This is a genomic window from Maribacter algarum (ex Zhang et al. 2020), from assembly GCF_005885635.1.
In the GTDB taxonomy this organism is placed as follows: domain Bacteria; phylum Bacteroidota; class Bacteroidia; order Flavobacteriales; family Flavobacteriaceae; genus Maribacter_C; species Maribacter_C algarum.
Map to the genome: position 1 here is coordinate 1508489 of NZ_VATY01000001.1, position 12151 is coordinate 1520639.

General features: G+C 36.8%; 11 protein-coding genes. 10 read left to right on the top strand and 1 reads right to left on the bottom strand.

What is annotated here, in order from left to right:
* Window positions 1–182 precede the first annotated feature (182 nt).
* The 7 genes from FEE95_RS06445 to mscL all read left to right on the top strand — a co-directional run bounded on the left by FEE95_RS06445 (window position 183) and on the right by mscL (window position 6646).
* Window positions 183–542: a fructose 1,6-bisphosphatase gene (locus tag FEE95_RS06445; protein WP_138657058.1), complete on the top strand. Its 360-nt coding sequence runs from the start codon at window positions 183–185 to the stop codon at window positions 540–542.
* An 8-nt stretch (window positions 543–550) separates the two neighbouring features.
* Window positions 551–1414, top strand: coding sequence for a cell envelope biogenesis protein OmpA (locus FEE95_RS06450; RefSeq protein WP_238474508.1), 864 nt, complete (start codon window positions 551–553; stop codon window positions 1412–1414).
* Window positions 1401–1898, top strand: a complete 498-nt coding sequence (locus FEE95_RS06455; protein WP_138657059.1) for a Rab family GTPase — start codon at window positions 1401–1403, stop codon at window positions 1896–1898. Before FEE95_RS06450 ends, FEE95_RS06455 begins: the two co-directional genes overlap by 14 nt.
* Window positions 1891–3414, top strand: a complete 1524-nt coding sequence (locus tag FEE95_RS06460; RefSeq protein WP_238474509.1) for a hybrid sensor histidine kinase/response regulator — start codon at window positions 1891–1893, stop codon at window positions 3412–3414. Before FEE95_RS06455 ends, FEE95_RS06460 begins: the two co-directional genes overlap by 8 nt.
* 929 nt (window positions 3415–4343) lie before the next feature.
* Complete coding sequence (locus FEE95_RS06465) at window positions 4344–5444, top strand: OmpA family protein (protein WP_138657061.1); 1101 nt, start codon at window positions 4344–4346, stop codon at window positions 5442–5444.
* Between the two features lie 242 nt (window positions 5445–5686).
* Window positions 5687–6016, top strand: coding sequence for a hypothetical protein (locus tag FEE95_RS06470; RefSeq protein WP_138657062.1), 330 nt, complete (start codon window positions 5687–5689; stop codon window positions 6014–6016).
* 225 nt (window positions 6017–6241) lie between these two features.
* Window positions 6242–6646 (top strand): large conductance mechanosensitive channel protein MscL, encoded by a 405-nt coding sequence (gene mscL, locus FEE95_RS06475; protein ID WP_138657063.1) that lies wholly within the window; start codon window positions 6242–6244, stop codon window positions 6644–6646.
* A gap of 1304 nt (window positions 6647–7950) precedes the next feature.
* Here the strand turns inward: mscL and FEE95_RS06480 are convergent.
* Window positions 7951–8706, bottom strand: a complete 756-nt coding sequence (locus FEE95_RS06480) for a sulfite exporter TauE/SafE family protein (RefSeq protein WP_138657064.1) — start codon at window positions 8704–8706, stop codon at window positions 7951–7953.
* 83 nt (window positions 8707–8789) lie between these two features.
* Between FEE95_RS06480 and FEE95_RS06485 the strand changes: the two genes are divergently transcribed.
* From FEE95_RS06485 to FEE95_RS06495, 3 genes are all read left to right on the top strand, one after another.
* The gene (locus FEE95_RS06485; protein WP_138657065.1) at window positions 8790–10601 is read left to right on the top strand and encodes a sodium:solute symporter family protein; all 1812 of its coding nucleotides are present in this window, start codon (window positions 8790–8792) and stop codon (window positions 10599–10601) included.
* Between the two features lies 1 nt (window position 10602).
* Entirely contained in the window at window positions 10603–11688 is a 1086-nt protein-coding gene (locus FEE95_RS06490) for an acyltransferase family protein (protein ID WP_138657066.1), read from the top strand.
* Window positions 11689–11768: 80 nt separating this feature from the next.
* On the top strand, window positions 11769–12140 hold the full coding sequence (locus tag FEE95_RS06495; RefSeq protein WP_138657573.1) for a DUF2237 family protein: 372 nt from the start codon (window positions 11769–11771) through the stop codon (window positions 12138–12140).
* Window positions 12141–12151 lie beyond the last annotated feature (11 nt).

The following is a 12151-nucleotide window of genomic DNA, read 5'->3' on the forward strand; positions in this document are numbered from 1 at the left end:
GCCTATTTGGATTGCTTTACCCACCAAATTATTTACAGATTGGCGGTATTTGTTTGATTTTGAAAGAGTTTGTGAGGAGAATTAATGGCATATTTTTTAAAAAGTTGTACCTTGCCTCTCCCTATTTTAAACCCTGATGCTATCTTAACAAGATTTAGTATAGTCGCTAAAAAACAAATGTCATGACCAAAAATAATAAGCCCATGTTCAAACTAGAGGACAAAATTGAGAGTTCTGCCTCAAAGATTGACCTTATCAAGAATCTGATTTTTGGTGAAACGATTCAAGCTTACGATAAAGAGTTCGATGCTCTTAAAAAAGACATTCTCCAAAAAAAGAAGGTTTTAGAAGACCTGGTTGAAGAGATTCGAGCCGACTTGAACACCACAATGGACAGTGTGTCTACCGACCTGAATATTCGTATAACGGAACTTGAGAAGAATTTAGAAAATAAAATTGAGGATATCGGAGAAGAAGTGGTAAACCGAAAGGTTCTGGGAAAACTTCTTGTTGAACTTGGTGAAAAAATCGGCTCCAAATAAGTATTGAGATGTATCCTAAAATGGATGAAAAGGACAAGCTAGAAATCTTAAAGGATATTCTCTTAGCTGACGAGCATGAATTTGAGGAAAAAATTTCTCGAAGGATAGAACTGCTTGAACAGACGGTACATGAACGGGAGAAACTTTCTGAAAAAGTCAACCCAATCATTTCGCACCAACTGGATGATTTCACAAAGAACATTCCAGAAACCCTGGGACCTACCATTACAGAAACCCTCAAGAAGCAAATAAAAATAAACAAAGATGAAGTAGTTGATGCCCTCTATCCGATTATGGGTAAGATGGTGAAAAAATATGTGGCACAGGAAATGAAACTGCTTTCAGAGAAGATGAATAACCAGCTAAGTTTTTTGTCTTTTTTCAAACGAAAATTCAAATCTGGGGTTACGGGTCAAAACGAAAATGAGATTATGCTTGGTGATTTGGCGACTGCCAGTATTCAACAAGTTCTCCTTATCGAAAAGGATTCTGGAATTTTAAAGGCTAGTTATTCCAAATCTAATGCCATGGATGAGGAAATGGTCTCTGGCATGCTTACAGCAATTAAATCTTTTGTTGAGGATGCTTTTAACCAGAGAAACCAAGAACTTGAGTCTATAGAATATGAATTGTACGAAATTCATTTACAAAGTTTTGCAACCCATTACATTGCAGTAGTTATTTCTGGCAACTATATGTTAAGTGCCAAGAATAAGCTTCAAGATATCATTTTTGATTTCTACAATAGCTTTATGGCGATGAATCTTGATTTGGTCTTCGAAACCAAAAACGCACAAAAGAGTATTGTTCCCGTTCCCAAATCAAGAATAGAGAGGGAATTGGCAAAATATTTTGGCCATGCACAGCTCTAAAAAAATTGTTGTACTAGGCCATTTCGGCGTAGGCAAGACTTCTTTAATTCGAAGATTCGTCACCGATACTTTTTCCGATAATTACAAGGTTACCATTGGAGTTCATATAACTAAAAAGTTGGTAGAAATAGCTGTAGATAGGGAAGTCTCTCTAATTCTATGGGATTTAGAAGGTACCGATGAGATTGAATCAATTAGGGATTCCTATTTATTGGGAACCCACGGTCTAGTATTTGTGTTTGACGTCTCAAGGCCATCTACTTTTGAACATTTGGGGAATGATTTGAAGATTGTTAGAAATAAAGTTCCCGAGACTCCTTTGATGGTAGTTGGTAATAAGTCCGATTTGGTTGACAAAGCGGAATTAAAAACGGTTTTGGATGAGAATGAACTTTCTGCAGACTTTCTTACTAGTGCTAAGACGGGGGAATTTGTAAACGAGCTTTTTTTGAAGCTTGCAACACTTCTTGTTGGCGATGCTTAAGCTATATCAAGAAGAATTTGCGAATAAGAACATGCAATTCATTTTGCTTGATTCGGAGGGTGTTGTTATTGAAAGTGACCAAAAGCTTTTTGATATTCCCGTAGATAGTTCAATTCTCAAGCTCCATCCATTTTTTGAGAGTTTGCCGGCTTTATTTGATAGTGCGGAAGAGGTGTTCGATTTCTTTTGTATACATCTTGCCCTTAAGGAGAATACGTTTACCACAGACATAAAGCTCCTCAAAAAGAGAGATGAATTCCTGTTAATAATAACTGATCTAACCGAGCATTATGATTCCTATCAATCAGTAACCCAATCTCGGAATGAATCCGTAATTAAAACGGAATTAACAGTTCTAAAGAATCTTGAACTACAAGAAAGAGAGCGTTTTAAAAATCGATTTATTCAAAATTTCAGCCATGAACTGCGGAATCCGTTGACCAGCATTATGGCTATTATAGATATTCTTGGTGACACCAAGATGACAACAGAGCAGACAAAAATGCTTGATTTTCTTAAAGAATCAAATAGTAATCTGCGTCTTATGCTAGAAGATACCTTGAGTATTGGAATGATTGATGCCGGTAAATTAGAAATACAACATAAGCTGTTTAATTTGCGCAAGTTTTTTGAACTTATGCAGTTTACTTATAGTGCAAAGACGAAGAAGAAAGGACTCAAATTTGTTTCTTTTTGGGATGATAGAATCCCTGAATTCATTGAGGGCGATCGGTTGAGACTCTTTCAGATAGTCGCGAATCTCTTGGACAATGCTATTAAATATTCGGAAAACGGAACGGTTTCTTTTAAAATAGGACTAAACCAGAAGAGGGCCAATACCGCAAATTTGCGATTTGAAGTTATTGATACTGGAATAGGTATTCCTGAAGAAAGTCAAGAAGCGATTTTTGAGAGTTTTCATAGAGAACAACCAACTCAAAAAGGCAAAGGAACAGGCTTAGGCTTGACTATAGTCAAACGCCTGTTGAAATTGATGAATAGCAAGATACAACTGAATTCAGAACAGAATAAGGGGTCTGTATTTTATTTTGATATGAGCTTTAAGTATCCCTTACCAAGCGAGTCTAAATGGTCTGAACACGGTAATAAAAAGAGAGCTAACATAGGGAGAAAAGCAAGAAAGAAGTATAAAGTTCTTTTGGTTGAAGATGACGAATATGTTCAGCTTACCTTGTTTAAAATTCTATTGAATACAGATAGCTTTCAGATTGATTTGGCATATGATGGTGCTTTAGTGCTTCAAGAAGTAGTTAATGGCGACTACGACATTATTTTGATGGATGTTGATTTACCCAACCTTACCGGAATTCAGATTACACAACTCATTCGGGATTTTCCTTTTAAGAATATAAAGAATATTCCAATCATTGGAATAACCGCTAATGCATATCAAGAGAACCTTGATAAGTGTATGGCAGCTGGTATGAATGACGTTGTGATAAAGCCCTATGAAAAAGAAAAATTACTCAACACAATTCTCAAAAATTTAAGGTAACTACTGATGAATATCAGGTAGTTCTCCTTTGCAAAATTCACCACTAAAGCCATTCAATTAGAACGAATAAACTTACAAATATGCATTTAATCGATTAAATATGCATTTAATCGATGCCTAAATATTTATAAAGTTCTTTTGTCACTTAAACAGCCGATGGACTTATAGTTTTGAAATACAAAGAAATTATAAGACATGGATATTATAGAAAACACATTGATGGTAGAATTTTTTTTCATTCTCAGTGCGATTGTGTTTGCGGCAACTTTGTATGTCATTTTACCTGCCCTAATCTATAATAAGGAAACCTTCTTAAAGCCGTCAATGATATATAGATTGTGGTGCAAACTCATGAGAACATGAAATTCCCATAAGTATTAGATAAAGGGTTCAAAAGATTCTTATTAATAGTTAGAGCAATTAAAAAGTTACAGGCATAATACCAAAACTTACTAGCAATCATGCCCCAAAGCTGGTAAAGAGAATATCTCAAAAGTAAATTTAGAATAGAACAAAGATTTCCTATGGTCTTTACAAAAGACGGTTACAGTTTATTAATCGTAAAGCGATAGGGTTTGGGCAATCTAACAAGATATACCTACTTATTTCTGATACAGTAATATGATAGATATTGAAAAGGCTATTCAACTATGATCTGTTAGCTTTTAAAACGTAACAACGAAATTGGAAAAAATAAGTGATAACCGAGTTTAAAAAATACTATTGCATTGAGAAACAACTTATGGCAATATCGATGATTTTACCATTTAACCCAGGAAAATCTAGGTTATTGGTTTGTTTGGTTGGTTATAAAGACCCTGGGGCACAGGGTCTTTTTTCACCAAAACTTCTAATTAATATTACTAAAATAGATAGAACGCAATAATAAATAGTAACACAAACAATTATTAACACAAACACAAACAACAATGAAAAGAGTACTTTTTTTATGTGCGGTTATGACCGCAACTTTGGGTATGGCGCAAGATTTGCCAACCAATCCAGAACCTGGTAAATGCTATGTGCGTTGCACGACGCCTGATGTATATGTCAATGAAACTATGACGTTGACTGTTAAGCCTGCATATAAGGTATTGAAAACAGTACCGGCAACTTTCAAAACTGTTACAGAGCAAGTTGAGGTAAAAGCTGCTGGTAAAAAATTAACTATTATTCCTGAAAAATGGGGAACCGAAACAGTTTCCTATGTTTCTAAAGAGGGTGGAAATACATTGCGTATTACTCCTGCAAGCTTTGGATCAGCATCTGAGACTATTGAAATCAAACCAGCCTATGCCCAATGGGAACTAGGAGCCGCTGCACCTGACTGCGCCTCTGGCAATCCAGATGACTGTAGATACTGGTGTTACAAAGGATATCCTGCGGAATTCGCAACTGTATCAACAACGACACTTACTAGCGATGCTTCGGTGAGTAAGACTCCATTAGGTTCGCAAAATGCTTCATATACGAAGCGAGTTCTATTAGAACCGGCTCGTGTTGTTGAAGAGGTTATCCCTGCGGAATACAAAACCATCACCAAAACAGTATTAGATAAAGATGCTTATACTACCGAAGAAACCGTACCTGCGGTAACAAAAACAGTTACCAAGGAAGTGTTGAAAGAGAAAGGTGGTTTGACTACTTGGAAAGAAGTGGAATGTTCATTAGTCGAATACCAAGCTTTACCAATCAGTTGGAATTTGGGTAGTGCTACATTAACAAGTGCAGCAAAAAGTATTATTGATACGCGATTAATGCCTGTTTTAGATCAAAACCCAGGGGTTAAAGTAGAACTGGCTTCTCATACTGATGTTCGTGGCACAGCATCTTCTAACAAAGATCTTTCCGAAAGAAGAGCAAAAGCCGTAGCTGATTATTTAATAAGTAAAGGAGTAAACTCTAGCTTGTTAGTTGCTAATGGGTATGGAGAAACTAAAACTAAAAATAGATGTAAAGAGGGCGTTTCTTGTACAGAGAGAGAGCATGCAGTAAATAGAAGAACCGAGTTTAGGCTGATAAATAATTAGTAACCATTAACTCTGGGGTTTTACCAATAGCAACCAGATTCTACAAGTTCCTGCGCTATTGGTAAAAACCCTTTTTGATGTCCTAAACAAGTACAAAGCGGGAATAAAAGCATAAGCAATAAAAATAGTGGGGCCTATTTACAATTTGTTTGTGTTCCCTATGGGGCATTTGGAAAGTAATTTCACGTGCCCCTTTTTTTTTAGGTACGTGATTAATATTAATTATTAACCTATTATTTAAGATGGAGAACTCCTATTTTTTTCTTTTTCTGACTGGCATATTGGTTCTAGGTTCTTTGATGGGTATTCTACCCTTGGTGTTTTCATCGAATAAGGTCCAAGTAGAGCTTGAAAATAGTGAGGAAGAAGAGCATTTAAGATATCAAATAAGAATAAGAGCAGCTGCAAATAAGGCAGCCTTAGGGCATTCAATTGTGAATGAAGAAAATATCAATCCAAAGACCGTGCATATTGATCATATGGCTGTTGATAAGAAACACCATATAAGCATTGCCGATTTAAGGGAAAGGAACCGTGTTCAAAAACAAAAACAAAAGGTAACTATACAATAGTAAAGAAATTCCAACTATAGGTCAAACTAAAGCTAATGAAAACACCATTTGAATTAGCTACAATTGAATAATTAGTCAGTTGTTTATCTGGGGGTATTTATTCGAATATCTTAAATACCCCCTTTTTTAAAAGAAACCGCAGTCAAATAGATGGTTTATGTATTAATTAAACATAGATATTAAGACCTTTTTCAAATATTAATTAACCTTTAAAACTAAAACAAAATGCTTAAAGAATTTAAGAATTTCATTATGACAGGCAACGTTATCGACTTTGCCGTTGCAGTAATTATGGCAGGAGCCTTAGGATTGGTTATCAACGGTTTCGTTGATCACATCGCAATGCCATTTGTAGGTCATTTTGCGGGTGGAATGAATTTTGAAGATTTGCATGTGGCGATGGATGGAAAGGACTACGTTACTTTAGCTGCTGCGAAAGAAGCAGGGGGTGCGGTAATCGCATATGGAGCTTGGATTAATACTATTGTTAACTTACTAATTGTAGGGTTTGTTATGTTTATGCTTGTCAAAGCATATAACAAAAGCAAAGCTCCCGAGCCAGAAGCTGCACCGGCAGGACCAACCACTGAAGAATTACTTGCCGAAATTCGCGATTCACTAAAAAAGTGATTTAGAAAACATTTCTCTATTGGAAAAGCCAAGAAAAAAAATCTTGGTTTTTCCAATTATTTATCTTCATAAGTTAAACGATGTAATGCGCTCTGAAGGGATTGATATAACGGTATTTTAACCAATTTACGTTGATCTTCCGCACTGTAGAACCAATTCAATTAGACATCTAAATACTTAATACGGTAAGAATAAACCTAGATGAATGCCATTAATCGATAAAAAATGCCATTAATCGATGCTGATAAATTAATATTCTCATCCTCTTTCCAATCATATCTTACTTACTAGTTTAGCCTCGCTATTCACCTTTAAAAGCATCCCCACTAAGAATAGCAACTAGAAAAAAAGTTTTCGCATGAACATGATAGAAATTCCGCATTTAGTTGAGATTTTTTTTGTTCTAAGTACTATAGTATTTACGGTAACTTTATATGTGATTTTACCGGTTTTGATCTTTCAGAAAAGAGCGTTTGACAAACCATCTTTTATAAATGCCCCGTGGAGAAAGTATAGCAAAAGTATTTTCTCTAGCATTCAAGAGACAGCATTTCCCCCTAAAAAAAAGATATTAGAAATTTATTGTTTACCATCTATAATGGTTGAGAAATTGAATTAATATTTGGGCTATACTAACACTAACCGTTACGTATTAATTCACGGCCAGTCCACGTTAAAACTGAGGTTTGATTTGTAGTAAAATAGGGGCATTTTACTAACACAATGAAAACCATTTATGGGAACACTATTCTCATTACCGGTTGCGGTTTTTTCGTGATGGTCGTTAAAGCCCTGTATTTCAGGGCTTTTAAAAAAGGAGGTTTTGATTTTGAATATGAAAATATTTGAGGTCTTGGCCGTTTAAAGGGAAGTTGCCAGTTTGGGTTGAATTTAAAAATCGTTTCTATCGAACCCCCGCTTAGGATTGTGGTTTTTACTTTAAACCTTTCCCTCAACTGGCGATTATCCCTCTTTTTTCAACTGTAAATAAAACAACAAAATGCTGATTCGGACGAGTTGATATCTAGAGAATTTGCAGGGAAGAATAAAAATGTAAAAACAGTTTTGCTGACTAAGACATTAAGGATAAAAACGTGAATGCCAATAACCAAATCTTAGTACCAACCATGACAATAACTCACAGTGTGCTTTAAAACTACGGCGTTTTATGGTATAAGTTTCGCAGGTTAGTTCCCCCATTGCGATGAGTTGGGTTTTGATTTTGAATAGTTGGTTTGAAGGCTCTGATTTTTCGGAGCCTTCTTTTGTTGTTTAAAGGATTTTCAGACTTGCTTTTGCTTTTACTATCGAAAAAGTATAGCTATTGCTCCCAAAGCGGTAAGTATTAGAATCATTTTTCTGTAGAAATCATCTTTAATAGTTTTCACCAATCGAACCCCAACAAAGAGTCCGAGAATAATCGCCGGGACCAACTTCAAATCAAACAACAGGGTTTCTTTAGTTATGGTGCCCCATGACCAAATGTGAAAGGGTAGTTTAAATACATTGATAATAAAGAATAACCAGGCTGCGGTACCTATAAATTCATTCTTTGGTAAACGCATGGCTAGAAAGAAGATGTTTGCAAATGAACCCGCTAAATTACCAATCATTGTGGTTACACCAGCAAGGAGCCCCATAAGCCCTGCGAAGGCCCAATGTGTAGGCACTACTTTTGATTTTCTTCTATCCCACCAATACATCATTATGACGCTTCCAAGAATCACAATAGCCATTCCGATTTTAAAAGTGGCTTCATCAAGATCTTTCCCGATGACATTCCCAATGAGTACACCGACCATCGTCCAAGGAAGAAAACGGATAATATATTTCCATTGGGTATGCCGATTGTAATAAACAACTGCAAAAATATCCCCAACAATAAATAAGGGAACGACAAGCCCTGTAGATGCTTTTGTTTCAAAAGCTAGAGCCATAAAAGTAACAGCAACTAAGGCAGTACCCTTGATTCCCGATTTAGAGACACCTATAATGAAAGCCGCCGAAAGTGCCAATATCCAGCTGGTGATTGACAGATCGAGAAAGGAAGATTGAAGCACAAGAGAAGTTTAGTTGGTAAAAAACAAAAGTATTCCAATTTATTTTATCTTTAAAGACTAACAACAAACCAAACAACCCAACTATGGAATTAAGTACACTCGATTATGGCTTTATAATCGTATTCTTTACGCTTGTTTTAGGAATAGGAATTTACGTTTCTAAAAAATCGGGTAAAAGCTCCACTGAATTTTTTCTATCAGGCAGAACTATGCCTTGGTGGTTGTTGGGTCTTTCAATGGTGGCAACTACATTTTCTACGGATACACCGAATTTAGTAACTGATTTGGTAAGAACTACAGGAGTTTCAGGTAACTGGGGCTGGTGGTGCTTTTTACTCACTGGAATGTTAACCGTTTTCGTTTATGCAAAGCTTTGGAGGAAATCGAATGTTAAAACCGATTTGGAGTTTTATGAATTGCGTTATGGAGGCAAGCCCGCAAGCTTTTTGAGAAAGTTTCGAGCCGTTTATTTAGGGATTCTTTTTAATGTCATAACGATGTCCGCAGTTACCTTGGCTGCCATAAAAATTGGTGGAATAATGCTGGGCCTTGACCCTATAGAAACAGTAGTCGGTGCTGGATTGATAACAGTTGTTTTTAGCGCCCTTGGGGGCTTTCGAGGAGTGGTTTATACTGACTTCCTACTGTTTTTTGTAGCAATGGCAGGTGCTATTGGTGCGGCCTTCTATTTGGTTAACATACCGGAAGTAGGAGGTTTACAAGCCATTATTGAAAATGACATGGTAAAAAGTAAAATGGATATTCTACCAGATTTAAGTGATACAAAAATGGTAATTACTATTTTGGTTATTCCATTGGCGGTACAATGGTGGAGTTCTTGGTACCCAGGTGGTGAGCCAGGTGGAGGAGGATATATCGCACAGCGAATGTTAGCTGCCAAAGATGAGAATCACGCTATTGGGGCAACTTTCTTTTTCAATATTATGCACTATGCTTTACGACCATGGCCTTGGATTTTAGTGGCATTAGCGTCTTTGGTTGTTTATCCGGATATTGCTAGTATAGCTCAAGCATTTCCAAATGTACCAGCTGATAAGTTGGGTCATGATTTGGCATATTCAGCAATGTTGACGAAACTACCAAGTGGTCTATTAGGAGTGGTTTTGGCATCTTTAATTGCTGCCTATATGAGTACAATTTCTACGCAATTGAATTGGGGATCTTCGTATTTGGTGTTTGATTTTTACAAGCAACAAATCAATCCCAATGCTACCGAAAAACAAATGGTAGCCTTTGGGAGAGTATCAACAGTGGTCTTGATGGTTTTAAGTGCAGTTTTGGCTTTGGCTATGCAAAACGCTATGGACGTATTCAATCTGTTACTGTCCTTTGGTGCAGGTACAGGATTGATTTTTATACTACGATGGTTCTGGTGGCGCATCAACGCATGGAGTGAAATCTCGGCGATGTTCGCCTCTGGAATATTGTCAATTTTAATAGCGACAACTTCTCTAAAATCATTCCTATTCGATGTCGAAACTGGAATTTTTCCAGATTGGGGGGAGCTGCCCTTCATTATGATTGTAACTACTATCATATGGGTTACCGCGACGTTTGTTACACAACCTGAATCAAAGGAAGTGTTACGAAGTTTTTATCGCAAAATTCAGCCAGGCGGACCTGGTTGGTCAAAAGTTGTTGACGAAGCGAAGCAGGATAACGAAGAGATAGTCGATTCGAATGAAAAGTGGAGCGTTCCCTCAGGAATTACGGCAATGCTTTTAGGAGTTGTATTAATCTATTCTATCATGTTCGCTACAGGCTACTGGATTTATGGACGAACGACATCTGCATTGATTTTGACCGCCGTAGCAGCGGTTTCTGGATTCTTTCTGATTAAGGCATGGGGGCGAATGAAAGAGAACATATTATAAGATGAAAGAAAGAATCCTATCCGTAGATATATTTAGAGGCGCAACAATCGTATTAATGATTTTAGTGAATACCCCAGGCACATGGTCTGCGGTTTTTCCGCCATTACGACACGCAAAATGGGACGGATATACGCCCACTGATTTAGTTTTCCCTTTCTTTTTATTCATTGTTGGTACATCTATAGTATTTGCATATAAGAATAAAGTTGCCAATTCGGGCACGTACAAAAAAATTACAATTCGTACACTAAAACTGATTGGCCTCGGACTTTTTCTTGGGGCTTTTACACTTAGTTTTCCTTTTTTCAAAGACTTTGCGGACATCAGATTTCCTGGAGTTCTGCAACGAATTGGGGTGGTTTTCTTTTTTGCGGCAATCTTATTTCTAAATTTTAATTGGAAGGTGTTAATTGGCATAGCGGCTTTCTTTCTGATAGGATATTGGGTTCTTATGACGGTAATTCCTGTTGAAGGAGTCGCATCTACTTTAGAACGAGCGCCAAATAATTTGGCCAACTGGTTAGATGTAAAGGTGTTTGGAACGCACAACTACAAAGCCGATTATGACCCTGAAGGGTTATTAAGTACGATACCTTCAATAGTAAGTTCTTTGGCGGGAATTTTCACAGGATTAATTTTGACTTCTAAACAGGAAAAAAAGGCAACTATCTTAATGGGAATCGGAGGGTCTTTCCTAATCATAGGGCATGTTTGGGACATATTCTTCCCCATTAACAAAGCGCTTTGGACCAGTAGCTTCGTTTTGGTAACTGCGGGATGGGCTAACCTAATTTTAGCTTTGATTTATTACCTAACTGATGTAAAGAAAATGCAATTCGGGAGTATATTTCGCTATGCAGGCGCTAATGCGATTACCTTGTATTTTCTATCCAGCTTTATCAGTAAAATTATGGGTATGATCAAAATAGGGGAAACAACACTTCATGGATGGCTTTTTGATACGGCTTATACACATGATTTCATGTCGCTACAACTCTCTTCCTTGCTATACGGACTTAGTGTTGTTGCGTTTTATTGCCTGCTGGCGTATGTATTATATCAGCGAAAGATTTTCATAAAAGTTTAGCAAAAATGAAGTACGTTTTTCTAACGATTATAGTACTTTCTTTAGGATTTTTTATTCTGAAAACAAATGTAGGAAAAGTGATGCCAGAGGCAAATTCAAAAAATGTACTTGGAGGAGAATTGGAAAGTTGTTGCTTTGAACCAAAAACCGGATTTTACCGTGACGGTTTTTGTAAAACAGGAGCTGATGATTATGGCACACATGTGGTTTGCGCTGAAATGACAGATGAGTTTTTAGCTTTTACCAAAACAAAGGGAAATGACCTATCAACTCCAAAACCCGAATGGCGTTTTCCAGGTCTGAAAGCAGGGGATAAGTGGTGTCTTTGTATTCTTCGTTGGTTGGAAGCTGAAAAAGCAGGTAAGGCACCAAAGATTAATCTGAAATCGACTCATGAAAAGGCTTTGGAATATACTTCTTTAGAAAAACTTAAGGCATATGCGCTAGATTAGTAAAGCAGAGG